This window comes from Streptomyces sp. SAI-127 (assembly GCF_029894425.1).
In the GTDB taxonomy this organism is placed as follows: domain Bacteria; phylum Actinomycetota; class Actinomycetes; order Streptomycetales; family Streptomycetaceae; genus Streptomyces.
This window is the reverse complement of record NZ_JARXYJ010000001.1, coordinates 6162082-6189077: the sequence shown is the minus strand read 5'-3', so window position 1 is coordinate 6189077 and position 26996 is coordinate 6162082. Positions and strand designations below refer to the sequence as shown.

At 71.1% G+C, this 26996-nt stretch carries 33 protein-coding genes, 1 tRNA gene and 1 pseudogene; 7 read left to right on the top strand and 28 right to left on the bottom strand.

Annotated elements, in window-relative coordinates; genetic code table 11:
* The first annotated feature begins 111 nt into the window (after window positions 1-111).
* The 3 genes from M2157_RS28605 to M2157_RS28595 all read left to right on the top strand — a co-directional run bounded on the left by M2157_RS28605 (window position 112) and on the right by M2157_RS28595 (window position 3598).
* The gene (locus M2157_RS28605; protein WP_280858121.1) at window positions 112-1143 is read left to right on the top strand and encodes an SGNH/GDSL hydrolase family protein; all 1032 of its coding nucleotides are present in this window, start codon (window positions 112-114) and stop codon (window positions 1141-1143) included.
* A gap of 150 nt (window positions 1144-1293) precedes the next feature.
* A complete protein-coding gene (locus tag M2157_RS28600; RefSeq protein ID WP_280866614.1) occupies window positions 1294-2514 on the top strand; it encodes an acetyl-CoA C-acetyltransferase in 1221 nt (406 codons plus the stop codon).
* Between the two features lie 289 nt (window positions 2515-2803).
* Window positions 2804-3598: a hypothetical protein gene (locus tag M2157_RS28595; RefSeq protein ID WP_280858123.1), complete on the top strand. Its 795-nt coding sequence runs from the start codon at window positions 2804-2806 to the stop codon at window positions 3596-3598.
* Between the two features lie 3 nt (window positions 3599-3601).
* Here M2157_RS28595 and M2157_RS28590 read toward each other — a convergent pair whose 3' ends face one another.
* Window positions 3602-3913, bottom strand: a complete 312-nt coding sequence (locus M2157_RS28590) for a hypothetical protein (protein ID WP_280858124.1) — start codon at window positions 3911-3913, stop codon at window positions 3602-3604.
* A 104-nt stretch (window positions 3914-4017) separates the two neighbouring features.
* On the opposite strand from M2157_RS28590, the gene M2157_RS28585 reads away from it, so the two are divergent.
* Window positions 4018-4248: a DUF4287 domain-containing protein gene (locus tag M2157_RS28585; RefSeq protein WP_007382546.1), complete on the top strand. Its 231-nt coding sequence runs from the start codon at window positions 4018-4020 to the stop codon at window positions 4246-4248.
* Between the two features lie 65 nt (window positions 4249-4313).
* Here M2157_RS28585 and M2157_RS28580 read toward each other — a convergent pair whose 3' ends face one another.
* From M2157_RS28580 to M2157_RS28555, 6 genes are all read right to left on the bottom strand, one after another.
* The gene (locus M2157_RS28580; protein WP_280858125.1) at window positions 4314-5207 is read right to left on the bottom strand and encodes a Bax inhibitor-1/YccA family protein; all 894 of its coding nucleotides are present in this window, start codon (window positions 5205-5207) and stop codon (window positions 4314-4316) included.
* 147 nt (window positions 5208-5354) lie between these two features.
* Entirely contained in the window at window positions 5355-6530 is a 1176-nt protein-coding gene (locus M2157_RS28575) for a 4-hydroxybenzoate 3-monooxygenase (RefSeq protein ID WP_280858126.1), read from the bottom strand.
* A gap of 187 nt (window positions 6531-6717) precedes the next feature.
* Window positions 6718-7392: a hypothetical protein gene (locus M2157_RS28570; protein WP_280858127.1), complete on the bottom strand. Its 675-nt coding sequence runs from the start codon at window positions 7390-7392 to the stop codon at window positions 6718-6720.
* 71 nt (window positions 7393-7463) lie between these two features.
* Entirely contained in the window at window positions 7464-9398 is a 1935-nt protein-coding gene (locus M2157_RS28565) for a hypothetical protein (protein WP_280858128.1), read from the bottom strand.
* 108 nt (window positions 9399-9506) lie between these two features.
* A complete protein-coding gene (locus tag M2157_RS28560; protein ID WP_053848216.1) occupies window positions 9507-9725 on the bottom strand; it encodes a hypothetical protein in 219 nt (72 codons plus the stop codon).
* A gap of 52 nt (window positions 9726-9777) precedes the next feature.
* Window positions 9778-9993 (bottom strand): hypothetical protein, encoded by a 216-nt coding sequence (locus M2157_RS28555; RefSeq protein ID WP_225886303.1) that lies wholly within the window; start codon window positions 9991-9993, stop codon window positions 9778-9780.
* A gap of 232 nt (window positions 9994-10225) precedes the next feature.
* On the opposite strand from M2157_RS28555, the gene M2157_RS28550 reads away from it, so the two are divergent.
* On the top strand, window positions 10226-10600 hold the full coding sequence (locus M2157_RS28550; RefSeq protein ID WP_266518361.1) for a helix-turn-helix transcriptional regulator: 375 nt from the start codon (window positions 10226-10228) through the stop codon (window positions 10598-10600).
* Window positions 10601-10683: 83 nt separating this feature from the next.
* Here M2157_RS28550 and M2157_RS28545 read toward each other — a convergent pair whose 3' ends face one another.
* Window positions 10684-10836 (bottom strand): hypothetical protein, encoded by a 153-nt coding sequence (locus M2157_RS28545; protein WP_280866613.1) that lies wholly within the window; start codon window positions 10834-10836, stop codon window positions 10684-10686.
* 353 nt (window positions 10837-11189) lie between these two features.
* On the opposite strand from M2157_RS28545, the gene M2157_RS28540 reads away from it, so the two are divergent.
* A complete protein-coding gene (locus M2157_RS28540) occupies window positions 11190-11441 on the top strand; it encodes a hypothetical protein (RefSeq protein ID WP_280858129.1) in 252 nt (83 codons plus the stop codon).
* A gap of 220 nt (window positions 11442-11661) precedes the next feature.
* Here M2157_RS28540 and M2157_RS28535 read toward each other — a convergent pair whose 3' ends face one another.
* The 8 genes and pseudogenes from M2157_RS28535 to M2157_RS28500 form a co-directional block, all read right to left on the bottom strand.
* Complete coding sequence (locus M2157_RS28535) at window positions 11662-12369, bottom strand: GIY-YIG nuclease family protein (RefSeq protein ID WP_280866612.1); 708 nt, start codon at window positions 12367-12369, stop codon at window positions 11662-11664.
* 459 nt (window positions 12370-12828) lie between these two features.
* Window positions 12829-13644: an aminoglycoside phosphotransferase gene (locus M2157_RS28530; protein WP_280866611.1), complete on the bottom strand. Its 816-nt coding sequence runs from the start codon at window positions 13642-13644 to the stop codon at window positions 12829-12831.
* Window positions 13645-13729: 85 nt separating this feature from the next.
* Window positions 13730-14065 carry a cupin domain-containing protein gene (locus tag M2157_RS28525; protein WP_280868380.1) on the bottom strand — a complete coding sequence of 112 codons (336 nt, stop codon included), beginning with the start codon at window positions 14063-14065 and terminating at the stop codon, window positions 13730-13732.
* Between the two features lie 139 nt (window positions 14066-14204).
* Window positions 14205-14264 (bottom strand): annotated as a pseudogene (locus M2157_RS28520) (hypothetical protein); the annotation flags it as partial.
* A 340-nt stretch (window positions 14265-14604) separates the two neighbouring features.
* Window positions 14605-15126 carry a hypothetical protein gene (locus M2157_RS28515; RefSeq protein WP_280866610.1) on the bottom strand — a complete coding sequence of 174 codons (522 nt, stop codon included), beginning with the start codon at window positions 15124-15126 and terminating at the stop codon, window positions 14605-14607.
* A gap of 131 nt (window positions 15127-15257) precedes the next feature.
* Window positions 15258-15503: a DUF397 domain-containing protein gene (locus M2157_RS28510; protein ID WP_280866609.1), complete on the bottom strand. Its 246-nt coding sequence runs from the start codon at window positions 15501-15503 to the stop codon at window positions 15258-15260.
* Between the two features lie 349 nt (window positions 15504-15852).
* Window positions 15853-16431 carry a hypothetical protein gene (locus M2157_RS28505; RefSeq protein WP_280866608.1) on the bottom strand — a complete coding sequence of 193 codons (579 nt, stop codon included), beginning with the start codon at window positions 16429-16431 and terminating at the stop codon, window positions 15853-15855.
* The gene (locus tag M2157_RS28500; protein WP_280866607.1) at window positions 16428-16886 is read right to left on the bottom strand and encodes an ATP-binding protein; all 459 of its coding nucleotides are present in this window, start codon (window positions 16884-16886) and stop codon (window positions 16428-16430) included. The genes M2157_RS28505 and M2157_RS28500 overlap by 4 nt, the downstream gene beginning before the upstream one ends.
* A gap of 133 nt (window positions 16887-17019) precedes the next feature.
* Here M2157_RS28500 and M2157_RS28495 point away from each other — a divergent pair, with 133 nt between their 5' ends.
* Window positions 17020-18414, top strand: coding sequence for a hypothetical protein (locus M2157_RS28495; protein WP_280866606.1), 1395 nt, complete (start codon window positions 17020-17022; stop codon window positions 18412-18414).
* 362 nt (window positions 18415-18776) lie between these two features.
* Here the strand turns inward: M2157_RS28495 and M2157_RS28490 are convergent, their stop codons facing one another.
* The 12 genes from M2157_RS28490 to M2157_RS28435 form a co-directional block, all read right to left on the bottom strand.
* Window positions 18777-19082: a hypothetical protein gene (locus tag M2157_RS28490; RefSeq protein WP_280866605.1), complete on the bottom strand. Its 306-nt coding sequence runs from the start codon at window positions 19080-19082 to the stop codon at window positions 18777-18779.
* A 406-nt stretch (window positions 19083-19488) separates the two neighbouring features.
* Window positions 19489-19857 carry a hypothetical protein gene (locus M2157_RS28485; RefSeq protein ID WP_280866604.1) on the bottom strand — a complete coding sequence of 123 codons (369 nt, stop codon included), beginning with the start codon at window positions 19855-19857 and terminating at the stop codon, window positions 19489-19491.
* A gap of 52 nt (window positions 19858-19909) precedes the next feature.
* Window positions 19910-19983 (bottom strand) — tRNA-Leu (locus M2157_RS28480).
* Window positions 19984-20189: 206 nt separating this feature from the next.
* Window positions 20190-20477 carry a hypothetical protein gene (locus M2157_RS28475; RefSeq protein WP_280866603.1) on the bottom strand — a complete coding sequence of 96 codons (288 nt, stop codon included), beginning with the start codon at window positions 20475-20477 and terminating at the stop codon, window positions 20190-20192.
* A gap of 3 nt (window positions 20478-20480) precedes the next feature.
* Complete coding sequence (locus M2157_RS28470; protein WP_280866602.1) at window positions 20481-20744, bottom strand: hypothetical protein; 264 nt, start codon at window positions 20742-20744, stop codon at window positions 20481-20483.
* A 4-nt stretch (window positions 20745-20748) separates the two neighbouring features.
* Complete coding sequence (locus M2157_RS28465; protein ID WP_280866601.1) at window positions 20749-21858, bottom strand: N-acetylmuramoyl-L-alanine amidase; 1110 nt, start codon at window positions 21856-21858, stop codon at window positions 20749-20751.
* A 110-nt stretch (window positions 21859-21968) separates the two neighbouring features.
* A complete protein-coding gene (locus tag M2157_RS28460; RefSeq protein ID WP_280866600.1) occupies window positions 21969-22334 on the bottom strand; it encodes a hypothetical protein in 366 nt (121 codons plus the stop codon).
* 11 nt (window positions 22335-22345) lie between these two features.
* Complete coding sequence (locus M2157_RS28455; protein ID WP_280866599.1) at window positions 22346-23182, bottom strand: hypothetical protein; 837 nt, start codon at window positions 23180-23182, stop codon at window positions 22346-22348.
* A 213-nt stretch (window positions 23183-23395) separates the two neighbouring features.
* Window positions 23396-24118, bottom strand: coding sequence for a hypothetical protein (locus M2157_RS28450; RefSeq protein WP_280866598.1), 723 nt, complete (start codon window positions 24116-24118; stop codon window positions 23396-23398).
* A gap of 65 nt (window positions 24119-24183) precedes the next feature.
* Window positions 24184-24630 carry a hypothetical protein gene (locus M2157_RS28445; protein ID WP_280866597.1) on the bottom strand — a complete coding sequence of 149 codons (447 nt, stop codon included), beginning with the start codon at window positions 24628-24630 and terminating at the stop codon, window positions 24184-24186.
* Entirely contained in the window at window positions 24630-25670 is a 1041-nt protein-coding gene (locus tag M2157_RS28440; protein WP_280866596.1) for a hypothetical protein, read from the bottom strand. The genes M2157_RS28445 and M2157_RS28440 overlap by 1 nt, the downstream gene beginning before the upstream one ends.
* Complete coding sequence (locus tag M2157_RS28435) at window positions 25670-26989, bottom strand: hypothetical protein (RefSeq protein WP_280866595.1); 1320 nt, start codon at window positions 26987-26989, stop codon at window positions 25670-25672. The genes M2157_RS28440 and M2157_RS28435 overlap by 1 nt, the downstream gene beginning before the upstream one ends.
* Between the last annotated feature and the right edge of the window lie 7 nt (window positions 26990-26996).

The following is a 26996-nucleotide window of genomic DNA, read 5'->3' as shown; positions in this document are numbered from 1 at the left end:
TATGGCCTGATCGGGCGCCATGACGGTCGTTCACTCCCTGTTGGGATTGGGCCACGGTCCGTGCGGGGCAAGGAGTGGGTGTAGCGGGTTCGACGGAGGTGGCGGCGACGTATGACGAGCATGTCGAGGGCGAGGACGGCCAGGCGGATCGCGGCCGGCGCCGCATACGGCGGCGGTGGGATCGGTCTGGTCGGCGCGGCGGCCATGGGGCTGTTGCTGGCGGAGGTGCGGCTGGCCAGACGGCAGGTGGGCAACGGCACGACGCCGCACGTCCCGCAGGCCGAGGGACGGTACGGCCACGTCTACGCCACCGTCGGCGAGCCGCCCCTGCGGCTGGTGATGCTGGGCGACTCCACGGCCGCGGGCCAGGGGGTGCACCGGGCGGGCCAGACCCCGGGCGCCCTGCTGGCGTCCGGCCTGGCGGCGGTGGCGGAGCGCCCGGTGGAACTGCGTAACGTCGCCCTGCCCGGCGCCACCTCGGACGACCTGGACCGTCAGGTGGCGCTGACACTGGCGGACCCCGAACGGATCCCGGACGTCTGCGTGATCATGATCGGCGCGAACGACGTCACGCACCGGATGCCGGCGACGCGTTCCGTGCGCTTTCTGTCCTCCGCGGTACGGCGGCTGCGCACGGCCGGTGCCGAGGTCGTGGTCGGCACCTGTCCCGACCTGGGCACGATCGAGCCGGTCCAGCAGCCGCTGCGGTGGCTGGCCCGCCGGGCCTCGCGCCAACTGGCGGCCGCGCAGACGATCGGGGCGGTGGAACAGGGCGGCCGCACGGTGTCCCTGGGCGACCTGCTGGGCCCGGAGTTCGAGGCGAACCCGCGGGAGTTGTTCGGCCCCGACAACTACCACCCCTCGGCGGAGGGCTATGCGACAGCGGCGATGGCGGTGCTGCCGACGGTGTGCGCGGCCCTGAGCCTCTGGCCGGCCGACGAGGACCGCCCGGACGCCTCCCGCCGCGAGGGCTTCCTGCCGGTGGCGAGGGCCGCGGCGGAGGCAGCGTCGGAGGCGGGCACGGAGGTCGCGGCCGCGATGCCGACGGGTCCGAAGGGGCCATGGGCTCTGCTGAAGCGCAGGCGGAGGCGGCGGGTCAAGGAGGCGGAGCCGTCACCCACCAGCGCGACGGGCGTCCAGTGACCCGGCCGGCGCAACCGCCACCCTACAAAGCAAGCGCTTAGACAAAGGTCACACCGTCACCCCCGTGACCCAGGCCATACGTACGGGTAACTTCCCAAGCAGCCACGACCCGAAGACCGAAGAACACCCTCGTACGCCAATGGAGCCGTGATGCCCGAAGCCGTGATCGTCTCGACCGCCCGCTCCCCCATCGGCCGCGCCTTCAAGGGCTCCCTCAAGGACCTGCGCCCGGACGACCTCGCCGCCACGATCATCCAGGCCGCACTCGCCAAGGTCCCGGAGCTCGACCCCAGGGACATCGAAGACCTGATGCTCGGATGTGGTCTGCCGGGCGGCGAACAGGGCAACAACCTCGGCCGTATCGTCGCCGTGCAGATGGGCATGGACCACCTCCCCGGCTGCACGATCACCCGGTACTGCTCCTCCTCCCTCCAGACCAGCCGGATGGCCCTGCACGCCATCAAGGCGGGCGAGGGCGATGTCTTCATCTCGGCGGGCGTGGAGATGGTGTCCCGCTTCGCCAAGGGCAACTCCGACAGCCTCCCGGACACGCGCAACCCGCTCTTCGCCGAGGCCGAGGCCCGCACCGCCGAGGTCGCCCAGCAGGAGGGCACCACCTGGCACGACCCGCGCGAGGACGGCCTCGTCCCCGACCCATACATCGCGATGGGCCAGACCGCCGAGAACCTGGCCCGCCTCAAGGGCGTCACCCGCCAGGACATGGACGAGTTCGGCGTCCGCTCGCAGAACCTCGCCGAGGAAGCCATCAAGAACGGCTTCTGGGAGCGCGAGATCACCCCGGTCACGCTCCCCGACGGCTCGGTCGTCTCCAAGGACGACGGCCCCCGCGCCGGCGTCACCATGGAGGGTGTCCAGGGCCTGAAGCCGGTCTTCCGCCCCGACGGCCTGGTCACCGCCGGCAACTGCTGCCCCCTCAACGACGGCGCCGCCGCGGTCGTCATCATGAGCGACACCAAGGCCCGCGAGCTCGGCCTCACCCCGCTCGCCCGCATCGTGTCGACCGGCGTCTCCGGCCTCTCCCCCGAGATCATGGGCCTCGGCCCGGTCGAGGCCAGCAACCAGGCCCTGCGCCGCGCCGGCCTCACCATCGACGACATCGACCTGGTCGAGATCAACGAGGCGTTCGCCGCCCAGGTGATCCCCTCCTACCGAGACCTCGGCATCGACCTCGACAAGCTGAACGTCAACGGCGGCGCGATCGCCGTCGGCCACCCGTTCGGCATGACGGGCGCCCGCATCACCGGCACGCTCATCAACTCCCTCCAGTTCCACGACAAGCAGTTCGGTCTGGAGACCATGTGCGTGGGCGGCGGCCAGGGCATGGCGATGGTCATCGAGCGTCTGAGCTAAAAGGCGACAAGAACGTCAACGCTCCGTATCCACACGGGCACTTAGTGCCACTCTTTGGCCCAGAACCGGGGAAACTCCAAGGTTCTGGGCCGATTTGTGATCCAATCTCCCCCAGGATGTGACCTATCTCCCTTCTGGAAGGGATCTACGCAGGTCAGAGCCGTTTCACCACCAAACCCCCGACCCAAAGTCCTGTCCGATTCGTGACGTTACGCACTGACAGTTGGATAGTCCGCCCTTCAAGCTGATGTAGGAAGTCGGGGGTCGACTTTGAACCGGGAGTACGTCAGTGAGCGCCATGCCGATCGCCTTGTTGGTCACCACGGCCGCCACGGGCGCCGTGGGCGTCGCCGTCCTGCGCACCCTCATGGTGTTGCGCCGACAGGTCGCCGCCCTGCACACCGAGCTCGCCAGGAACAACTCCGCGCCCGCACGGGGTCTCGTACCGGCCGCCCGCCTCGCCGCTGACGTCGACGAGATACGTGCCGCCGTGGCCGAGGCCCTCGCCGAGGAACGCGAGCGCGAACTCGCCGAGGCGCGTGCCTTCTGGGCTGCCCAGGAGGCCCGTGACGCCTCCGACGCGCCCACGCTGCTCGGACTGCCCGACAGTGACCTGTTCCTGCCCCGACAGGCCGATTTCGTGGGCCTGGAGCCGGTGTCGGAGTCGTCGGCCGACGCGGACGAGTTCGCCGGCGGCACCCCCGGAGACAGCCCCGAACTGGCCGCGGCCCGCCGCCGCCACCCCTCCCACCCGGACTTCGTCCCGGTCGGCTCACCGATGGTGGGCGACCACGAACGCACGGTGGCGACCCTGGAGGAACTGGCGGCCTCCGGCACCGAACTGGCCGACGTCCGCCCGGGCCCCCTGGGCACGCTGGACGTCTACGTCTTCGCCGACGGCACGACCCTCTGCATGACCCCGGGTCACCGCGAGACGGCCGAGCGCCTCTCCGCGGCCCTGCGCGCGGGCGAGACCCCGGTGCTGCTGGGCGGCTCGGGCGTCTCGGGCGCGTACACGCTGACGTTCGCGTGCGGCGAGGAGAACGTCTACATCCTGGCGGACCGGGTCATAGCGTCCCTGTAGGAGTCACACCCCGGCGCGCTGCTGGGCCTGTGCCACCAGTTCCATCGCTTCTTCCAGTTGGCTCTCGTCCGTCAGGACGAGAGCCAGGTCATGTACGGCCACGGTGATCTGGTCGGCGGCGGCGAACATCCCCGCGTCCGGCATCTCGCGAAGTTCGGTCCCCGGCTCCTCCAGAACCTGCGTCCGACGGGCGAACTCCCGGGCCAGCCCCAGCGCCTCAGCGGCAGCGCCCCGCTGCAACCGGCTCTGCGGCGCGGCCCGCAGACGGTCGGCGAAATGGTCCACAGCCCGGGTCAGACGCGCAGTATCAGCCACCCGGCAACCGTACGCGTCCCACCGGGACTGTTGCCAACAGGCGAACGCTCAGGCACGGTGACCTGAAGGACCGGCTTACATCCCCTTTGCGTCCGGAGGCGCCGATGTCCCACGTCCTCTCCGAGGAGACCCACCGCAACCTGCTCGCCCGCATTCCCCACTGCACCGGTCGTGAAGTCTCCGACTGGCTCCGCACCGTCGACGAAGGCCCGGCCCTCTTCCGCTTCGAGGAAAAGGTCAGCTGGCTCCGCCACGAACACAACCTCGCGTACGGCCACGCCAAGGCGATCATCCACGAGTACGACCTGAGGAGGGCCGCGCGCAGGTACTTCTGAGCTGCGCACATGCCGAAGGGCCCCCGGTCGCGACCGAGGGCCCTTCGCCGTACGACCGTCGAGGACTAGTCGTTGCTGTTGAGGATCGCGATGAGTCGCAGGAACTCCATGTAGATCCACACCAGCGTCAGCGTGAGACCGAACGCGGCCAGCCACGCCTCCTCGCGCGGGGCGCCGTAGGCGATGCCGTCCTCGACCTGCTTGAAGTCGAGGGCGAGGAAGCACGCGCCGAGCAGGACGCCGATGATGCCGAACAGGATGCCGAGGCCGCCACTGCGGAAGCCGAGGCCGTCACCGCCGCCGAAGGCGGCGAACAGCAGGTTGACCACCATCAGCAGCATGAAGCCGAGCGCGGCCGCCATGACGAAGCCGTAGAACCGCCGGTTGACGCGGATCCAGCCGGCCTTGTACGCCACCAGGACCGCGGCGAAGACCGCCAGGGTGCCGATCACGGCCTGCATGGCCGCGCCGCTCGCGATGCGGTTGTCGACGATGCTGGAGATGACGCCGAGGAACACGCCCTCGAACGCGGCGTACGACACGATCAGCGCGGGCGTGGCCGTGCGCTTGAAGGACTGGACGAGCGCCAGGACCATGCCGATCACCGCGGCACCGATACCGATGCCGTACGAGCGGCCGATGTTGGCGTCGTCGACGGGCAGCAGCGCCCAGGCGAGCGCGGCCGTGACGATCAGGATGCCGAGCGTGGTGCCGGTGCGCATGACGACGTCGTCCATCGTCATACGGCCGGTGGTCACCGGGGTCTGCGGCGGTGCGCCCTGCTGCAGGTCCTGCTGGGCATAGGGGTTGGTCGCGTACGGGTTGCCCTGCGGCTGCGCGTAGGGGCTGCCCTGCGTGCCCACGGCTCCGCCCCCGGCCTGCGGCGCGGTGTTGAAGCCCGCGTAGCCGTTGTCGCGGCTGAACCCCCGTCGCGAGAAGACCGGGTTGCTGCTCCTCATTTCACTCCTCCATGGCCACCGTGTGTGGGCCTTGCCTCAAGAGTAATGGGTAGGCAAAGGAATGACCCTAGTGCTTGGGGAGGATCTTCCCTCGATGTGCTGGCCAACACGCTACGCGCACGGGTGATTCCCGGCACTGGAGGGGCCTCACCCGAAGGGGAAGCCGGTGTACCCCTCCGCGAGGTCGGTCTCGGCGGCCCGCGAGCCGGCGATCCGCTCCAGCCGGGCCAGCTGCATCCGGTCCTCGAAGGGAGTGGCGTCGGGCGCCCGGTGCAGGAGGCTCGTCATGTCGTACGAGAAGCGCTCGGCCTGCCACACCCGGCGCAGGCAGGTCTCGGAGTAGGCGTCGAGGCGTTCGGCCGAACCGGTCTCCTTCCGGAACGTCAGCGCCCTCGCGAAGGTCACGACGTCCCCGACGGCGAGGTTCAGGCCCTTGGCTCCGGTGGGCGGGACGATGTGCGCCGCGTCGCCGGCGAGGAAGAGACGGCCGTGGCGCATGGGCTCGTGGACGTAGGAGCGCATGGGGGTGACGGACTTCTGGGTGATCGGGCCGCGTTCCAGGCTCCAGTCGTCGTCCGTCTCGAAGCGGCGTTCCAGCTCGTCCCAGATCTCCTCGTCGCCCCAGCTCCCGGCGTCCGTGCCCTCGGGGACCTGGAGGTAGAGACGGGAGACGGTCGGGGAGCGCATGGACAGGAGGGCGAAGCCGCGGTCGTGGCGGGCGTAGACGAGTTCGTCGTGGGAGGGCGGGACGTCGGCGAGGATGCCGAGCCATGCGAAGGGGTACGCACGTTCGAAGATTTTGGTCAGTTCGGCGGGTATCGCCTTCCTCGCGACACCCCAGAAGCCGTCGCAGCCGACGACGTACTCGCACTCCAGGACGTCCTCGCGGCCCTCGTGCCGGAAGCGGACGCGCGGGGTATCGGTGTCGGCGCCCTCGACGGCCAGGGCCTCCGCCTCGAACAGCAGGGGGCCGCCGTCCTTGAGCTGGAGGGCGATGAGGTCCTTGCAGACCTCGGTCTGGGCATAGACCATCACGGCCCGGCCGTCGGTGAGTGCGGGGAAGTCGACGCGGTGGCGCTTCCTGTCGTAGCGCAGCTCGATGCCGTCGTGCGGGAGTCCCTCGCGGTCCATGCGTTCCCCGGCACCGGCCGCGCGCAGCACGTCGACCGTGCCCTGCTCCAGGATCCCGGCGCGCTGGCGGTGCTCGACGTAGGCACGGTCGCGGCTCTCCAGGACGACCGAGTCGATGCCGGCGTTGTGGAGGAGCCGGGCGAGGAGGAGGCCGGCGGGGCCGGCTCCGATGATGCCGACGGTGGTACGCATCGGGCGTTCCCTTCGGAGACCTTGGTTCGTGTGCGCTGACTCGGGTGGCGTGATGCCGCACGCTGTTCGCGTGGTGAAATTTCCTTCACTTAAGTGTGCCGAGTCTGCGCCGGGGGTCTGCCGATGTCAACGGTCTGCGCGGTCGCCGGGCCCGCGGAAGGCTGCCGCGGGCCCGGCGGCCGGACGGTCAGCGGCCGGGCCAGCCGTCCAGGTGGCGGCGCATGGTGACGTCGTCCTGCGCGTCGCCCTTCGGGGCGTCGGCCACGGCGTCCTGGAGGACGGTGTTGACCTCGGCGGCCAGGGCGTCGGCCCGGGTCCGCAGGTCGGCCGCGGGGATCTGCGAGCGGGTCAGGGTGTCCAGCCGGCGGTGGATGTCGGCGAGTTGGCGGCGGTGGTCGGAGTCGAGGGTGAGCGGGGTGGGCGTGGAGACCACGAACTGGTAGGCGCCGGCCAGGGTCTGGCAGCCGGTGCAGCTCTTGTTGGTGGCGTCGCTGAGGTTCACGGCGTTCAGGCGGGTGTGCTCGCCCGCCATGGTGACGATCTGGAAGGACAGCGCGACCGAACGGCAGGCGTCGTCGGCGGTGCAGCCCGACGAGACCGCGTTGGCCTGGTTGCGCACGGTGGCGGCGTTCACCTTGCCGAACTGCCGGATGGTGAACGAGTCCTTCTCCTCCGTGTGGTCGAGACGGTCGGCATGGCTGAAGACATGGTCCGACGCGACGGCGACCTTGGTCGCCCCGCCGGTCGCGGCCTGCGCCGGCACGGCGGTCGCCACACCGGCGACACCGGCGGCGAACAGCCCCACGCGAACGGCACGCCGGGTGAACGGGGTGGAGGTACGGGGTTTTCGGTGGCTGTTCAAGGGATCTCCCTGAATGGATGGATGAGTACGGATGCGGGGGGCGGCGGTGGCGACCGGACCGGCCGGGGTGCTCAGGACGCCCCCGGAGAACCGCCGGCCGGCGGTGGGGACGCGGTCTCGGTGGGTGAGGGCGGGATGCTTTCCGACGGGGTCGGGGACGAGACGGGGGTGGAGGGGCCCGCTCCCGTACCCGGTGACGACGGTTCCGGGGCCGCCGATGTGCCCTGGGTCGGGGAGGCCGGCCCGCGGGAGGAGCCCCCGGTCGCAGAGCCCGGTGCCGTCGCGGACGACGCCGGTGAGGCGGACGTCGATGCGCCGGTGGATGTCCCGGGGGTGGGGGCGCCGGAGCCCGTGGAGCGCCCCGCCGCCGACGGGGGAACCGCACCGGGGCCCGTGCCCGCCGGGTCGTCCGCGGCGTCCTCGTCCGATGTCGAGGCGTTGCCGTCAGGGGTCGTGGCCTGGCGGGGCTGCGGTTCCTCCGTCGACACCCCGGGCTGCAGGATCGGCGCGATCGGAGGCTTCTTCGGGAGCGGCTGGGGTGTCAGCCCGGACGTCCATGCGTAACCGAGGCCCGCCAGTCCGGCGAGGACCACCGCGCACAGCGCCACCCGCAACCGGGGCCGCCCCGCCGTGGACCGCTTCGCGGCCCGCAGGAGCCGCCCTCCGATCTTCACGGACAGATAGACGACACCGCCCATCGGGATCAGCAGCATCAGACAGCCCAGCACCCCGACGAGCCCCTCGACGACCTTGCCGTCCGCGAAGGCCGACCCGGTGCCGGAGAACTGCTCGACCATGGACCGGGTCATCGTGGCGATGATCCGGGGCAGGTTCCACAGCGCGTAGGCCATCTCGCCGATGATCAGCGGCACCATGGTGAGCACCCACGTGGCCACGATGGTCCGCGCCGACTTCTTCAGCCCGGCGACCTCTTTGCGCGCCGCCCGTCCCTTCCTCCCCGGCACCAGACCGAGCAGGATCGGCTTGATCTTGCCGTAGAGGTCCGGAACCCCGGCGAGGTCGCCCAGGATGTAGTAGCCGTCCAGCCGGACCGCCGGCATCAGCTGTTCGAGGATCTCGAAGTGCCCGAGGTACACCGCGGCCAGGAAGAACGGCTCCCCCGTGGCGAAGTACAGCCCGGCCATGGCGAGCATGAAGACGACGTTGAAGTAGACCCCGCCCAGGTCGGTCCTGATCCGCCCGCCGCGCCCGATCCGGTAGACGTCGGTGACGTCGGTGTACATCGACGGCCAGATGAGGAAGATCCCGCAGCCGATGCACCCGGGCCGGGCGCCGCCGTAGGTGCACGCGGACGCGTGGCCGAACTCGTGGAACACGAGCGAGGCCACGGTCAGGGCGAAGACGATCAGGATCAGCACCGGCTGGTCGAGGACCTCCAGGACCGGCTCGATCGCCCCGTAGAACGCGAACAGCCACACGTCCATGGCCACGGCCGCCAGCATCATGACCGTGACCACGACCGGCCGGTGCAGCCAGGCGAACATCTGCGCGATCCGTGCCGAGCGCCGCTCGTCGAAGATGACCCGGTGGCCCTTGAGGGCGAGCAGGAGGTCGGAGCGCGGTGCGTCGACCTCGTCGCTCTCCTGGCCCTCGGGGACCGTCACCCCGAGCGGTTCGAGCTTCTTCTCCACCAGGTAGCGGATGTTCTCGCCGCTGACCTCGCGGCCGAATCTCGCGCTCACCCGGTGGGCGATCGACTCGGTGTCGCGTACGCCGTCGACGGACGACGCCACGAGATGCAGCAGCCGTGACAGTTGCACGACCTGCCCGTCCCCCCGGCGGGCGATGTACTTGGGCTCGGTGAAGCCCGACCCCTGGTACTCCCCGTGCAGTCGCAGTCCCGCGCTCAGCCGCGGCACCAGCGGCTGTTCGACGACCGGCAGGCTGCCCGTGGCCACCTGCTCGTACGTCACCGGCCAGCCGCCGGGCCCGGGCACCGGCCCGGGGTCGTACAGCGTCGGCGGTCCGTCTCCGAGCACTGTCATATGTGGTCTCCCCCCACGTCCTCCCCGCTTCCCCCCTTGCATGGCCGTCGGGGTGGACCGCACCGCTGGTACGGGCGGTCCACCCCGACGGCCGTGGTCACGCCGGCGTCACTGCTTGACGGTGATCGACTGCGAGGCCTGCGACTCGGCGACCGAGTACGAGGAGTGGTCGTTGAGCGCCGCGGACTGGTTGTCCGCCTGGATGTTGGCGATGTGCTTGGTCACGTTGGTCGTCTTGTTGAAGCTGAACTTCAGACGACCGAGGGCCTCCCGGCCCGGCAGCAGCTCGGCGGACTCGGTCTCCAGCTCGTGCATGTCCATGCTCATGACGGACGTCCTTTCAGGTGATGTGGATCGGGTTCGAGGTGGTGCGCGGGTGTTACTGGGTGACCGTGATGCTCTGGCCCGCACTGGAGGCGGCGGCCGACGCGAAGGAGTGGTCGTTGACGGCCAGGGACGAGTTGTGGGCCTCGACGTTGGCGATGTGCTTGGTCACGTTGGTCGTCTTGTTGAAGCTGAACTTCAACCGACCGAGGGCCTCCCGGCCCGGCAGCAGTTCCGCGGACTCGGCCTCGAGCTCGTGAGCGTCCATCATGATCAATTCCCCCTCAGGGATGGGCATTTCCGGTCGGACCGAGTCAGGTTCCCCCCACACTCTGTCCAACTTGGTCGGACGTGTTGTCCAACGAGATTGGACACTAGGGCCTGGCGGGACCCTTGCGCAACCCGTTCGGGGAATCACCCTTTCGGCGGCGGGAGGGGCCGCCCTTAGAATCGGCTGCGACATGGACGGTTCCGCCGAGCGGCGAGCAGGAAGTGACCCACCCGTGGCCAACGCACTGCAGCAGTTGATCCGTGAGCGCCTCGACCGCAAGGGCTGGTCCTACGGCGACGTGGCGCGCCGCGGCGGTATCCCGCGCTCCACCGTCCACCACCTGGCGACCACCGACCGCGTCGTCCGCATGCCCCAGTCGACCACCCTGGAGGGCCTGTCCAAGGGGCTGGAACTGCCGTTGGACACCGTGCGCCGCTCCGCCGCCGAGGCCTGCGGCATCCATGTGTACGGCTCACCGGGCACCGCCCCCGACGCCGACCCCGAGGTGGACCTGCTCATCGCCAGCCTCCAGAAACTCTCGGCCGACGACCGCCGCCACGTGGCCGCGCTCGTGGAGTCCCTGCTGGACCGCACCCCGAAGAAGTAACCACCCGGCCACGCCCGTTCCGGGCCCCAGCGTCGTTCTGGAGAACGGTCCCGCCCGAGGCAAACGGCCGCCCGGTCTCGCACTCACCCCGCGGACACACCCTTCACGGCCACCCGGGCACTGACCCGTCCCACGAACGCGTCCCTGACGCGCCCGATCACGCCATGGGCCACCCGGGCGCCGGCCCACCCCGCGGACGCGCCCTTCACGGCCACCCGGGCACTGACCCGTCCCACGGACGCGTCCATGACGGGCCCGACCACGCCATGGGCCACCCGGGCGCCGGCCCAACCCGCGGACGCGCCCTTCCCGGCCCCGCCCTCGCACCACGCCCCCGGAGAGCGCCCCCGCACCACGCACCCACCCGGGCCGCACGAGCAACCGCCCGGGACCCCCCACCCCTGGCCAAAGGAGTGACCGTCCGGAAGCCTGTCCCGGCGGTCCGCGACCGCGGATGTTCACTCTTCCGTGCAGTCGGAAAAAGAATTCGACTGTGGCCGAAAGCCCCGCACTCCCCCGCTAGTCTCTCGTCCTGCCCGAGGAGCGAGAGCCGCACGCCCCCGGGCTCCCAGGGGGGAATGTGTTGTTCGTGCATGGGGGGCCGGCCACAGCCGTGGTCCGCGGGCCCGCCGGTGAATCGGTCGTTCTGCTCTCCGGTGAGCTGCCCGAGGTACTGACCGACCAGTCAGTGACCGAACTCGTGGAACTGGCCGCCGCCGTCCTGGACGCGGACGAGCTGCCCCTGTTCCACACCTGTCTGAGAACACTGCGCCGCGACGGCCTGCGCGCCGGCCGCCGGATCGAGATCGATGGCGCCGTACTGACCGTCTACGAGGGTTGACGACGGAGTACCGGCCCACGCTTGAGAATCACTGCGTGGGCGGGAAAGTGCCCGGAGCCGGACTTGAACCGGAAGAGGCCGCACCCCCTGACCTGGCCTTTCCTCATTTCCGCAGGTAGCCGACCCCTGACGAGACCGGACCAGAGCGGACCAGACCCGGCTGGACCGAGCCAGCCGGGCGTCCGTGCGCCAACTGGCGCACGGCCTGGCGCACTTCCGGTCACGCCACGGCGGCCAGCTCCTGGGCGGCCTGGGCGACCGCCGCCACCGGGTCCTGGTCGGCCGGGAACTCGAACCACTCGCCACGCACCCTGTACGCGGCGAACCGGGCGTGCAGCGCCTGCTCCAGGGCCAGCTCCCCGGGGCCGGTCCACAGGATCACCAGCGGGAAGGGGTTGCCGGTCTGGAGCTCGGCCAGCCGCTCCGCCGGGTTGCCCTTGCCGATCTTCACCGGGCGGAACTGGGGGGACCCGATGACGTACACGCCCGCGCTGTAGGGCGTCCCTCGGCGGCCTCGTGCCGGGATGAGCGCGGGCAGCCGCTGGCGGTTCACTCGGAGCGTCGCCGCGATGTCGACCATCGGCATGCCCCCGCCGTACAGGGCTCCGGCCCGCGCCTCCAGCTCGTCGTCCGGCAGCTCCGGGGCGGGCGGCGCGCCGCGCCGAGAACGGCCCTGGACGTACTGCGGCACCAGACGGCGGTTCACCCGGAGCGTCACCGCGATGGCGACCATCGGCATGCCTGCGTCGTAGAGCAGTTGCGCGATGGCCCGTTGCTGGTCGGCGGACAGCTCGCCCAGGTCCCACTCACCCGCCAGGTATTCCGCCCACGTCGCGTAGCCGAACTCCTGCCACGCGTCCGTGACGTACGCCTCGGCGACCTGGCGCCAGCACTCGGCCGCCGGGGCCTCTGCCGTAGGGTCGTGCATGTCGACCTGCTCTCTTTCAACGGTGGTCAGGTTGGCCACGCCCCGGGGTGTTCGCGCACCTGCGGGGCCTGATCGTTTATAACTCTCCTGGGCCCGTCCACGCAGGGAGAGGGGAGCGCGGCCGGGAGCGCGCCCAGAAAACAGGTCGTGCGCCCCAGATTTTTTGGTGCGAGGGGGATCCAGTAAGGGGTTTCGGCCCGTATAACTCAGTGGGCCCAGCGGCACGTCTCGCCGCTGGGCCCACCTGCGGTCCCCCCCTGCCCAACTTGCGGAGTATGGACGAGGGGAACCGCTCGGCCGCGCCTCTCGGGCGCGGCTGCCTGCATCTCGCGTCACGGCCGTTTGGCCGAAACACGAGTGTCATTTAACCCCGTCCTCACCTCGGTGACTAGATGAATGCGTACGGCGACCCTTTGTCACCCGAAAGAGTTACACGTGCCATGGGTCGCACCGATGGCGTCAGCACTGCGTCTTGCCCGGCTCCAGGGCCAGGTAGGCGCGCAACTCTGCGGCCTGGACGGCCATATGCAGCTTCCAGGCGTCTGGCTCCTGGGTGGCGATCTCGTGCCACACGCGCGCGACCGCCGCCCCGAACGCCCGGATCGCTGCGGGGTCACCATCGCGCCACGACGGCACCTGACACGCCCAGGCCACCGCCGAGGCCGCCGAGTGGCCGGCCTCCATCAGGCGCAGCGCCCACGTGTACGGGTCGATCCACCCCGCGCCCTGGGTAGGCCATGCCCAGTCCACCAGGTACACCTGACGGCCGGTCACCAGCACGTTGTCCGGCGCCCATTCCGTGTGCAGCAGGACGTCCCCGTCGAACTGCTCCGCGTCCCCCTCATCGGCGTATGGCCCCCACCGCTCCACGGCAGTCTTCAGCCCCGCCGGGGCCCGGACGCGCTGCACGTCCTCCAACGCGGCCCGCACCAGGTGCAGGTCCGCCGGGACGTGGTAGTCCGCGTGACGGCCGGCCACGGCCTCCCAGGCCATGAGCAGCCACCCGCCCGCCTCCTCCTGCCACAGCAGCCGCGGCGCGAGCGCGGGCAGGTGCGGAGCGATGGTCACCTCACGCCGTTGGGCCACGGCCTGCGGATGGTCGGCGGGCACGCCCTTGAGGAAGACGGGCCCGGCCTGGGTGGACAGGATGACGGCCACCGCGCTGTTGCGGCCGCCCTCCACGGGGCGTATCGAGCGGACGGGCCCGGTGTGGCGGGTGACCGCCTGGCGGGCGGCGGCGGGCAGGGCGGCGAAGTCGACGCGAGACAGAGGCATGGCGCGGTTCCTTGTAGGCGTTGGGCCGAAACAGCGTTGCCCCGGCCAGTGGATCGACCGGGGCAACGGGCGGGCGCTTGGGTGGTCAGGTGGTGTACTCCAGGTCGGTGAGAGCGCAGCGGCTCACCTGCTCGGCGAGGGCGGCGACGTCGACGCCCGACAGGTGGTCCACCAGGCGCTGGCGCACCTGGTCCAGGTGGTCCGGCAGGCCGGGTCCGAGCAGGTCACCAGGCCGGATCACGCGGCGCAGCTCCGGGTCCTCGATCGCGCTGCCCAGGAGTTGCTCCGCCAGCCAGAACGGCGTGCGCTCCCTGATCGCGAACGTCAGGTGCACGCTGTCCTTGCCGCCGTCCTTGGGTACCAGCGGGTTGTGGATCCAGCCGCGCGGCACCAGCAGGGACTGACCCGGCTCCAGGAGCACAACCTGGTCCGGGCCACGGCGCTCCCCAGTCGTCTACCCACTCCTCGCGCCACACACGTCCCGAATCGTTGTACGTGCGCATGGGAGCGGACACGACCGGCGCCCACAGCTCCCACCGCTTGACGCCCTCCAACTGGACGATGACCGCCATCTGCTGGTCCCAGTGGTGGCTGAGGCCCTGGCGACCGGTCGGGGTCATGAACGCGTGGACGTAGTTGCTGTAACCGGTCTCCTGCTGGATCTCGCGGGACATCCGGCCGACCGCGGCCATGCACCGCTGGAGGTTCCCCAGGCGGATGGTGTAGCCGCGCTCGTACAGGGCGAGCAGCCTCGCCCCGTCGAGCCGGCCGTGCGTGGAGTAGGCGTGCGCGGTGATGGACGGCACGTCGCTCTTGACGGCGCGCACCTCCTCCGGCGGCACACAGCCCAGGCGGACGTGCTCCCACAGCCAGTCAGCCGTGATGGTGTCCACGTCGGTGCGGCCCCGGTCGTACACCGCTGGCTCATCCGGCCAGCGGGTCATCAGCTCCTCAACGCCGTCAGGCGGGAGCAAGTGCTGAAGGGACATTCCCCCTCCTCCTCGAATCGAGAGAGGTCACGTTGGACGGAAGGGGACAGGGGATGCCCTGGTGGAACAGGTTGGGACAGCACACGACGCTGTAGGAGGCGAGCATGCGCGACTGCGTCCAGTACGCCCAGGTGACGTCAACGCCCCGGGGCAGCGTGTCCAGGGCGCACTTCACCTTCCACTCCAGCGAGCAATAGGCGGCCTTGCCGTCCTCCCGGACCATGGGCGGCGCCTCGGCGTAGCGCTCCTGGAGCCACGCCACGGCGTCCTCCACCGTGGTCAAGGTGGCGGCCACCTGGCGGCGCTTCAGCAGCCAGTGGCCCGTCATCATCGGGGGGAGCTTCTCCTCCAGGAAGGTGCGGGTCTGCGGGTCCCCGGGGTTCTCGCCCGGCCGCCGCCGCCCCTCCTGCCGGTAGGTGTCCCCGCTCCCGACCCACGGCCCGAACGCGTGCCAATGCCCTGCCCAGTTCTGGCTGGTCAACCTGTCGCCCATACCGCTGTGACCCCTTCCAAGGTCGAAAGGCGGGCCCCCACCCGCATCGAACGGGGGCCCGCCCTGGAACACCCGAGGCTCGTCGGCCTCAGACTGTAGAGCTCGGCACTGACAACGTCAGTGCGTCAGCGTCAGGCGCCGATGACGTCGCCGGCCTTGGCCAGCGCCGCGCGCAGCTCCACGCCGGTGAAGCGCAGCACGGGGCCGTCCTCGACCTTGTTGTCGCGAATGGCGAACGCGTCCGCCACGCCGGGGATGGCCGCGATCTCCATGCACTGCTCGTTGTCGCCGCCCTGGTTGCCGCCGCACAGCGCGGTGAACTCCGCGCCCTCGATCGGCAGCGCGTACAGGTCGGCCTGGCCGAGGTTCTGGGTCATGACACTCCTCGTGTCTCGTGCGGGGAATCGGTCCCCGCGACCGCCCCGCCCCCACGCCGGGGGCGGAAGTCTGTGGGCGCCGGGCTCCTCGGCCGCCAAGGCGCGGGGCGGCCGAGGGGCCCGGCTGTCCCGGCCGCCGTCACTCCCCCACGGAGGGCCGGCCGGGACGCGTGCCCACCCTGGGCCGGGAACCCGCGCAGGATGCGGGTTCGGGCGGTGGGAGAGCCTGTCGGGCTTGCCGCGACCGGCCCAGGGTGGTGTCGAGGTGGTCAGGTTCTGACGGCCAGCAGCAGCGCGGACAGCAGCGCTGCACAGGTCATCGAGCACACGACCAGGTGGGTACGGGGGTTCACAGGGGGCCTTTCCTGACCACGCGGAGGTGGCGGCCGGGGCCGCCGCGGGCGATCTCCCGCCAGCAGTCGCGGCACGCATATATCTCCACGCCGGGGCCGGAGTCCCCGCCATGGCGGGCGAGCAGGTGGCCGCGGGTGGTAGGTACGCCACAGGAGACGCACACCTGTATGGGCTCCGCGTCGGCGAGGGGGCCGACGATCCACTCAAGGGCGAGGCGCAGCACCCGCGGGTCGGTGTCCCAGCAGCGCGCGGTCGGGATGCGCAGCCACCGCATACCGGAGCGGTAGCCGTCCAGGCCGCACACCATCAGCTCCGCGCCCTGGCGGTGGACCTGGACGCCGGCGGCCGTGGCGTCCGGCCAGTTGTCCGCGCCGCCTGGCGGGATGATCCACGCCAGGTGGTCGGCGGCCGGGTCATCCAGGACCGGCCCGGAGCGCTCCGCGAGGACGTCCCACACCAGGCGGCCCCAGTCGGCGGGCACGGTGACGGCGTTCCATGTGTCGTCCACGGTGACGGCGGCCAGGAGGGCGCCGTCCTGGGGCAGGTAGGGGGGCGCTAAGAGGGTGGTGCTCACGAGGCGGCCACCTCCGCCCATACGCTCTTGCCCCAGTTGTAGGGGATGACCCCCCAGGCGCTGGACATGGCGTCGACCAGGCGCAGGCCGCGGCCGGTCTCGTCCATCGGGTCGCCCACCACCAGCTTGGGCAGGGTCCGGCTCTTGTCGGTGACCGCCACGCGCACCCGGTAGCGGGCCGTACGGGTCACCGTGATCCGTACGACCGAGCCGCGGGCGTGGCGGGCGGCGTTGCTCATCAGCTCGGTGACGAGCAGGTTGGCGTCCCCGGCGAGCTGCTCCAGCTTCCACACGGCCAGCACCATGGCCAGGATCTTCCGGGCCTCCTCCGCGGCCTGCTCGTCGCGCTGCAGGACCCCGCTGTAGGCCGGATCTCCAGTGGTTGAGGCGACCGGGCGCCAGGACGGCCGTAGCCGTTCCTCGCACTCAGTCAGGTGGCTGGTGGTGCTCGCCATGCTGATGCCCCCAAGCGGCTTCGCGCGGTTTGCTCGTACGGTGAGTACAACGGGCAATACGCTGGGTGCACTAGGACCGGCAGGCGCTGATGCGTTTACCGGGTTTACTGCCCTGCTTGGGAGGGTGGCCGGAATGGAAAATCACTCTGTCGAGCGCCGCGCTGCGTTCGAACAGGCCCTGAAACAAGCCGATCTGTCGTACGAGCAGGCCGCCGCCGCGGTCCGGGTGGTGGCCGCTGAGGCAGGCGAGTTACTCCGCACCAATAAGTCCGCTATCGCCCAGTGGGTGGCAGGCACCAAAACGCCGACCCCACAGACGGCGTCGTACATTGCCGAAGCGCTGTCGCGCAGGCTCGGCCGCTCTCTGCGCCCGAGCGAACTCGGGTTGTGCGACCTCGACCAGGACCCTCCCCACGATCGGCTGGGCCTGATCCTGGGCGCCGACCCAGTGGACACACTGAGGCGGATCGGGGAGGCGGACATTCACCGGCGGAAGTTCCTCACAGGAGCGGCCTACAGCGTCGCAGCGGCTGCCCTGCCGCTGGGCATAGACCAGGCCGTCGAGTACGAGCAGCGCGCCCAGGCGGGCCACCAGCGGGCAGGGCAGGCGGAGATCGCGGCCGTCCGGGACATGGTGGACATGTTCACCCGCATCGACGAGCGCCACGGCGGCCAGCACGGCCGCAGCGCCGTCGTCCAGTACCTGAGATCGGACGTCGCCGGCCTGTGCCGGTCGACGTTCGCCACGGAGGAGGACCGCCACCAGGCGCTCACGGCCAGCGCCAGCGTGGCCTACCTGTGCGGCTGGAAAGCCTATGACGCCGGGGAGCACGGCCTGGCCCAGCGCTACTACCTCCAGGCATACGCGCTGACGAAGGAGGCCGGGGACGACCTCCACGGGGCGTGGATACTGCGGATCATGGCGCACAACGGCATGGACGTACGCCAGCCGGAGCGCACCGTGGACCTGTCAGAGGCCGCCCTGGCCCGCGTCCGCCAGCGGGTGGACCCGACCACGGAGGCCTTGTTCGCCGTCACCCGCGCCCGCGCCCTCGCCCACGCCAACCGGCGCACCGAGGCGGTCGCCCAACTCCGGGAGGCGCAGGACCTGGTGCTGCGCGGCGACGAGCAGGCCCTACCGTTCTGGGCCGCACTGTGGGGCTCCGCCCGGGCCACCGTCGCCTCCCACACCGCCAAGACGTTCCGGGAGCTACGCGACCACGCCAACGCCGAGAAGCAGTACGCCGTATCCGCGCGCAGCCGCCCCGGCAGCGGCCACGAGCACCAGCGGATCACCGCGCTCACGCTGGCCGCGCAGGGCCGCGAGCAGGCCGCCCAGGGCCACCTGGAGCAGGCATGCGGAACGTGGGGCCAGAGCCTGGACCTGTTCGGCGGGGTGCGCTCCGCCCGCGCCGCCGGCGAGGTGCGCGGCATCCGCCGGTCCTTGAAGGTGTTCGAGCGGCGCGGCGTCCCGGCCGCCGCCGACCTGGACGAGCGCGCCCGCTCCTGGCAGCTCGCGTACGCCTGATCATGGTGCGGGCGGTGTCAGACCCCGCCCGTACCTTGGTCCCATGCCCAACTCCCCCCGGCTCCCGGGCAGTGCGTGCTGCCCTGCCCGGGTGCACCTCAACGACGCCATCCGAGACCTGATGAGCCAGCCGGCCACACGAGAGCGCAGCCAGCAGTGGGCGGAGCTGCTGGAGCGGGTGGGCCGACGCGTGCCCCCAGGACGGCAGCTGCTGGACCACCGCCGCCTGACCGTGAACATGGGTGCGCCCCGTCCCGGTTTTCCACGCCGGGCGGGGCGCTTCACATGCGTCCGAGCGGCAACGCAGCCTGGACACCCTCACGGTACGGCCGGGGACTGACAACGCCCCGAGGCCGGGGGCCCTAGGCCCGCCGGCCCGCACCGGAGACAGGACGGCCGAACGCCAGCGGCGCCACCTTCACGTGGGGCGGGCTCGCCATGATCCGCGCGAAGTTCCACAGCGCTGCGGCCGGGCTGCTCAGGTTGTCCCGGATCGCGCGGCAGTCCCGGCAGGACGGCTCCTCATGGCCGCGCGTGCACACCCGTTGCCCGGCCTGGACGTCGTGGGCCTGGACCGGGTGCTTGCACCACGGGCACTCACGCAGGTGGGCGGCCCGCTCGATCTGGTGGCGGGCGCGGTCAACGCGCGGCCGGGGCCGGTGTCCCATGGATCTCCTCCCAGCTCGGGGTGCTCGGTTCGGTAGTGCTCGCGAAAGGCGGCGTCCAGCCGATCCTGCCGCACCTGGGCGCGCTCGCTCGCCTGGGCGGAGATGGCTGCCGATACGTCCTCGGCTGTGAAGTTGGCCGGGAGCCGCAGCGGCCCGGGCAGTTCGTCCATGTACTCCAGGTACACCATGAGGCACCCCGGCTGACGGCAAGCGAACCGGGCCGTCATCGCGTTGAGGCCCTTGAGGCCCCACGGGAACTCTGGGCCGCGCATCAGCGGCGGCGCCTGCTCTGCCTCGACGGCCATACGCGCGGCGTCCTGGTGCAACCGCTGGACGAGGGCGGCGGCCGTGTCGTGCGGCATCTCCGCCAGCATGGCGTTGATGCGATCCACCGTCGCCTGCTCGCTCACCGGGCGCCGCCGACCAGGCCGAGGGAACGCAGCGCCTCCAGCGCCGGCTGCATCCGCGCCGCGGCCTCCTGCATGCGGCGGGCGCCCTCCGCCACCACGTCCGGAGCCGGGCCGCCGAGCGGGGACGCGGCCAGCGCCACCAACTCCTCCGTGGACAGCGACCGCAGCCACGCCGCGCGCTGGTCCGCGGTTTCCTCGAGCGCGCCCGCGCGCCGCGCGTGCTGGTCGACCAGGCGGCGGTCCCCGGCCTCCGTCAGCTCCACGAGCAGACCGCCGTCAGCCGCCGCTCTCACCTCGGTGTAGTCGCCGCGCTCCAGGTGCAGGGTGGTGCCCACCATCGCCTCCATGCTCATCGGGCCGGACATGATGGCACAGCAACGCCCGCCCTCCGCATGTGGAGGACGGGCGTGGTGACGGTACCCGGGGTGGGACTCGAACCCACAACAGACCCGTTTTAAGCGGGATGCGTCTTCCAGTTGCGCCACCCGGGCCAGCGACGGCCTAGGTACGTGACTGGGGGTCACACCCCTTGGCGTGGGCCGAAGTTCGCCAACCATCATGCCCTGGCGTAACTGCCTCCCCTACCGGCATCACCCACACAGGCGGGAAACCGATCACGAGGTGACGCAAAGACGCCCGCCCCTGCCGGACACTGAGCAGGAGCGGGCGCCCGTCTTGGGCCGCCGGGGTGGGGCGGTCAGTGCACGAACAGAGAGACCACCGCCGTCAACGTCCCGACGACGCCCGCGACGGCGCCGAGCACGCCCAGCGGCCAGCGTCTCGCCTTCAACGCCTCCAGATCCGTCTTGAGTGCAGTGATCTCCTTGTCCGTGTCCTCACGGAGCCTCGCCAGGTCCTGCTCAGTGCGCGTTGACCGTTCCAGCAGAACGGCCAACGAACCCTTGACCTCCGCGAGCCCTGTCGACACAGCGCCCCGTAGGCGCTCCAGCTCTACGGCTACAGCAGCCTCCCCCGGCGTCGTCATGAGCTACACCTTTCGCGACAGGCTGGCGCTGTTGGGGTCCCCGAACGCCCGGGCCGCCATGCCCTTGATCAGGGCCAGGCCGGCGCCCACGCCCGCGCCGAGCGCGGTGTACCACATGCTGGCGTCGGTGGCCTCGGCCGGGACGAACGCCGCCGCGAACCCGTAGGCCGCGCTGGTGACGACCCGCTCGAACAGGTCGCGGGCGTACGTCTCGGCGTCCCGCAGGATCGCGCCGCCGTCGGGGAGCTGGAAACCGTTGAGGGTCATGGGGTCAGGACTCCTTCCACACGAGGGCGGAGAGCACTGCGCTCGCGACCTCGATCCCGCCGGCGCTCTGGTTGAGCAGCCGGACGCGCATGGTGCGGCCCGCGGGGAGCCGCTTGACGAGGGGCACCACGCTGTAGGCGCCGCCTCCGGTGCCGATCACCTCATGGATCGGGTGGAGGGCCTTGAGGGTGGCGCCCTCCCACTCGCTCATGCGGACCTGTACGACGTCCCCGGCGGGCAGGCCCTCCAGGCGCAGAGACAGGGAGCCGGTGAAGCGGGCCGCCCCGGCCGCGAACACCTCGCTATCCGTGGCGTGGTGGCCGAGCTCATCCGTCCACTCCTCGGTGAAACCGATCTCGTCCCACAGGCCGGGCGCCAGCTCGTAGCCGTGCTCCAGGCCGAGGTTGACGTACGCGGGTCCCTCCACGGTGACCTCCTGGGGGGTGCTCGCCTGCTGCGGGCTCCAGCTCGCCGGGTGCGCCAGGCGCTCGGCGACGTCGGCCCGCAGCTGGTTCATGGTGAATGTGAAGCGTCCGCGCTTGCCGTAGCCCTCCACGGGGCCGCGCGGGTCCGGCTTGCCCTCCACGCTGGTCTCCAGGTGGCCGGCGACGCTGCCCGCACCCCACCCGTGGTGGCGGCAGATGGCGGCGTTGTAGCGGACCCATGTGTCGTACTGGGCGCGGGTGTACGTGTCCTTGGCGTCGCCGAGGTTCTCCACCTCGATCCCGTACAGGCCATCGTTGCCGTCCACCGTGCCGGTGGACCTGTCCGGCTTGGGGATCGGCTGCTCTGCCACGATCGCGTCGTACGCGTTGCGGGCGGCCAGGCCGGCGTGGTTGGCGCGGCCGTCCGCGACCAGGACCAGGACGCCGGTCTTGGGCAGGAAGGTGTGGGCCAGGGGCGCGGGTACCGCGGCGCTCTGGCCTCGGTAGGCGATCCCTTGCAGGCTGTCCCGGCCGGCGGTGTGGTGGTTGAGGCTGCCGTGGACCGGACCGAACGGCTTGCCGGTCGCGGCGTCACGGCCGCGGGACGTCCACCCCTCCAGCTCGGTGAACTTGACGCCCTCCGCCTTGAGGGCGGTCCGCCATTGAGCGGGCGTCATGGGCGCGGACATCAACGGCCGTCCAGGCCGGGACCGTTGCCGGTGAGGTCGACGTGGGACAAGGCAGATCACTCCCGTAACGGGGTACCTCGTCCGGCCCTGAACCAGCGACGCTAAGGAGTCTAACCGGGCGCCTGCGCGGCAGCCGAGGCGTCCTCGGCAGCAGCCTGGCCCCCGTAGCCGGACAGCGACCGCGCGGTGGTCTCCGGGATGCCCACCGCCCGCAGGTCCTCGTACTGCTGGCGCTGCACGTCCTCCTCCGCGGCCAGCATCTCCGCGACGCGCGCCTCATGCGCCTCCAGCATCTGGGCGCGCAGCATGTCGTACACCTCCTGCGTCACCAGCTTGGCGCCGCCGGCCAGGACCGGCTTTTGGCTGCCGGTGACGGTGACCCGGCCCAGGACGCCGTCCGGGAACAGGACGTGATAGATCGTCGGCTCCGGAGCCGGCTCGAAGTCGGGCAGCGGCAGCCCGGGGATGTCCAGCATGGGCGTGCTCCTCACAGGCTGATGATCAGGGCTCGCAGGATAAAGATGATTTGGTAGTAGTAGGCGCCGCCCGAGCCGCGCCCGGCGGTCGCGTTGAGGGAGATCGGCGCCGTCGCTCCGGGGCCGAGCGTGAACGACTCCGGGACGAACTTGGTGGACTGCGAATGCGCGCCAACGATGGTGCTGGTGCCGGTGTTGCGGGTGTAGTACATCTCGTCCGAGCCGTGCCCGGTGCCCGCTCCTGCCCCGGCAGGGAGCACGAGGTACACGTCCACCTCCCGCTCTGTGTAGACCACGGCCGGCCTGCACGTGTCGGGGTTGGTGATGGTGACGGCGAAATTGTCAAGCACCGTGTTCTGGGCGGCCGGGACGGCGATGTCGTTGTAGTCCCGGCTTTCCGAGTACGAGGTGAAGGAGACTTTCCCGCGTGGCTCGGACCGCAGGCGGCCTTGGCTGTCGCACGCCACGACCCCGCCGAAGGTGTCGACGTTGCAGGCGTACGGCCATGCCTGGGTGTTCGCCTTCACCGGGGAAGCGCCCGAGCCGTTGCCGGACAGGCCGCAACCGGTGAGCACCTGGCCGCCCGCCGTAGGCACGAGGAGACCGCCGTCTGCGCCGATGACGATGTTGTTCCCCGCCTGCCCGGACAGGTCGGCGGAGATCTGGCCGGTGCCCTGGTCCAGGTTGATGCCGGGTCCGGCAGACAGGCACGCCCGCACGTCCGCACACGGAACGTCGGAACTGATCACGTAGGGGTTGGCCGCCGACCCGGAGCCGCTGACGACCACGTTGGTCCCGGCCTCCACCGTGCAGTTGCACGCGCCGCCGGCGCATCCGCACCTCGCCACTGTCCCACCATCCTTGGGGGTTGTGATCGGGGCCCGGACCTAAACCAGCGGCGCACTGTCGAGTGTATCGACGCCTACCCGGACACCCTCCGGACATGTCCGCGGACACTGTCCGCCCATGTCCGCCAGCGTGTCCGGACACGAGCAGCGGACACGGCCTGACCTGCCCGGACACCATCCGGACACGGTGTCCGCCAGCGTGTCCGGACACGGTCAGCCGTACAGCTCCACGATGACGATGCCGGCGCTTCCGGTGTTGCCGTTCACGCTGTCGCCGTCCCTCGCGAGGGCACCGGCCGCGCCCGAGCCGAAGCCGCGGCCGGCGCCGCCGGGGCCGGTGGAAGCGCGCTGCCAGCCGCGGTGCCCGAGGTGGGCGTCCCCGCCCTCCCCGCTCTGTCCCTGGCCGCCGTCGAGGCGGAGGGAGCCGCCGCCGGGGCCGCCACCCATCGACCAGTCCCCCACCCCGGCCAGCGGCCCGGACGTACCGGAGTAGCACACGGGCACCGCCCCGGACGTCATGACCGCCTGGCCGCCGTTGCCGCCCAGGGCGGTGCACAGGCCGCCGAAGGAGGAGCCGCCGCCTGCGCCACCGTCCACCGTGGGCGTGCCGGCATCCCCGCCGTCCCCCACGACGATGGACTCCGTGGCACCGAGCGCGGACACGTCGATCAGCCGCTCCGAGTACCCGCCGCCGGATCCACCCGGCTGCGCCACCAGTTGGTTGGCGCTCGCCCGGGCACCGGCCGCGCCCCCGCCGCCCGCCTGCACCCTCACACGGACCCGAGCCAGCCACGGGTAATCCGCCTTTTTGAAGGTGTAGCTGCCCGGGGTCTTGAAGTACAGGATCTGTCGCAGGCCCTGCTGCCCCGGGATGAGGGTCAGGCGCCCGTCGTCGCCCACCTCGAAATAGTCGTTGTCCACGCAAACCGCGGCCATGCCGAACCCACCTCTGCCGAGCAGTGCGTGTCCGGCCCTAAACCAGCGACTGACCAGCAGGGTACCTAGGCAGGGCTGATGTCCTGGGCGGTCACGTGCACGTGCACCCCCGCCCCGGCCGGCTCTGCCACTCCCGCGCCGCGCCGCCCCCTCGTGCGCCACACCCGCACGACCAGGCACCAGGCGGTGGTCTCCTCCAGGGCGACGAGCACCGTACGGTCGTCATCCTCCGGGGCCGGGTCCACGGCGACCGCCGACACGGCCGGTACGGCTCCGTACGGGGCCGGGAACTCCCAGCGGGCCCGCCCGTCCTCGCCGGTGGTCAGCACGGCGGCAGCAGGCCGTGCAGCCACGCGCACGGGTGGCGTCTCCGCCGGGCGGGGGTCCTGCTCGAACGTCAGGCCCGTGGTGCGGGTGCGGCCGGCGATCCGGGACCGGGCGTCCAGGTGGCGCAGCACCCCGCCCAGCGGGTTACCGGGCAGGCTGCGGGAGGGACTGGTTCGCATGGCCATCAGGGGGTCTCCGCTCCGCTCGCCGCTACCTGCACTTGCACGCTCTCCGACCCCGGGCTGTTGTTGTCCCCGCCGGTCTCCGCCACCCGCAGGCCGGTGATCTTCAGCCGCTGGCGCACCGTGCGGCAGGTGGACGCCGACGTGACGTCCAGGCACCAGCCGGGCACCAGGGAAGGCACGTTGACGGCGGCGTCCGGGCTGATGGTGACCTGCTGGGTGTCGATGACCACCGGCACGATGCCGGACGCCCGCTGCCTCGCCCCGGCCGCCTGGTCCGCCGATGCCTGGTCGGTGATCTCCGTCTGTTCCACGTACCGCTCGTGCAGCCCGTAGTAGGGATCAATCCCGCCGGCCGTGCCGATAATGCCGCTTTCCTCACTGCCCGCGACGATCCACCGCGTGGTCAGGCCGGTGCCGTCCTCGCTCACCTCCAGGCCGTCCGGCAGGTCGTTGTCCGACAGGCGGCCGACCGGCACCAGGTGCGTCTCCGGGAGCAGCAGGATCTTGGATCCGATCGCGGTGTAGTCGATCCCGGCCTCCGCCAACTGGCCCAGGTGGTCCAGGGTCTGGCCGATACCGGCGCTGTAGGAGCGGGAGCCGGTCACGCCCGCCTTGCCCACCACCTCCACCGTGTGGCCCGGGTCGTCCGGACGGTAGCCGTCCTCGATCAGCCACTCGGCGATCTCGGACAGGTCCGTGTTGGTGAAGGTCTTGTTCTCGTGGGGCACGCGGTCCCCGAGCCACGCCAGGACGTCCTGGGCGCGGATCACCACCTGTCCCAAAGACCAGGTGATGCCGGTGATGGGGCCGTCCCACACGTACTGGCCGTCCCGGAAGATGACCAGTCTTGAGCGCCACGTCGAGATGCGGCCGAGGCGACCGCAGCAGTCCCCGTCCGGGTTGATGGTGGCCTGGGCCGTCGAGACCCCGTCCAGGACCCGGGTCCATTCCACGGACGTCAGCACGTTGGCGACGGCGACCGTGGCGCCGCTCCTGTCCAGCACCATGGCCTGGTGCGTGCCGCAGCCGGCGACCGCCATTACCGCCCCCTGCCCGAGACGTTGAGGGTGACCAGGGCGTCCAGCGCTGGCGGGTTCTGGAGGTCGGTTTCCAGGCAGATGCAGAAGGTGGCGCAGTCCAGCGGCTGGAACGTCACCGGCATGCCGTCCATCCCGTACACGTCCGGGCTGGACTCGCAGGTGCCGCCGCACTCCACCGTGGACCGGCCGGTCTGCCCGTCCAGGGTGACCGCGCCCCCGGCCGGGACATAGGACACGTGGAAGTAGTTGACCGGCGCGCACCGCTTGAAGTCGGCGACCTGGTCGCACGTCATGCCTGCCTCGCCGCTCTCGTAGATGGCGATGGTGAGGTTGCGCAGCTCCGCCGATCCGGACCGCACGGTGATGACGGGCAGGTCCGTGGACCAGTTCGGCCGGCTGGTGAGGTCCATGGGGTAGCAGGCGCGCTCTGTCGCCAGCGGCAGGCAGAAGCAGGTGGACAGGGGAGCACCGGGCAGGGGTGGGGCCTCCGGGAGGCAGCGGGTGTCCGCGCACGCCGCGGTGGGATCCAGGCAGGCAGTGAACTTGCAGCCGCCTGGGCAGCCCGCGTCCCCGGCCGGGTGCAGGCACCACTCCACGCAGGACCCGTCCAGGTCCATGGGCGGGGTGACCTCCATGACGGGCAGGGGGTCCGTCCACAGCCACGGCACCGCGGCGGTCATCACCCACTCCACGGTGATGATGTCCGCCCCGGACTGGCAGGTGCCCGACGAGCAGCCGGTGCCCGCCTTGGCGGTAACTCGAGGTCCGTCCGTCAGCGCCACGCGGCGCAGCGTGCGCCGGTGCCGCTGGTTGAACTCCTCCGGGCTCAGGCCTCCCCCGGGACAGCAGGCGTACACGACCAGGCAGTCCCCGTCACAGTCCCCGCCCGCGCAGCCTTGGAGGGCCTGGCCGAGGAACTGGAGGCCGTACTCCACGCCGCAGCAGGTGGACCCGAGCAGGATCGCCGTCACGGTGATGGTGCGCGGCAGGGCCCGGGCGGGGCCGATGGCGCCGCCGCCGGCGATCCCGCCCGTCACGGTGCGCTGCACCGGGTAGTCGTCCAGGCCGGCGACGTCCAGCACCATGACGCCGGCGAACTCCGCGCTCTCCGGCACGTCCGGGTCGTACCAGGGCGCCGGGTTGTCCTCGTCGTCCGGTGTCGTGTACGGCAGTTGGTCCAGCACCTCGTTGGTGAAGGTGGGGCACCCGCAGCCGCCGCCGCTGTCGAGCGGGGAGCCCACCGTCTGTAGGTACTGGTCGAGCCTCGTATGGTTCACGATCTCGACGCCGCCGTACTCCATGTACCACTCGGCCGTCATCAGCCCC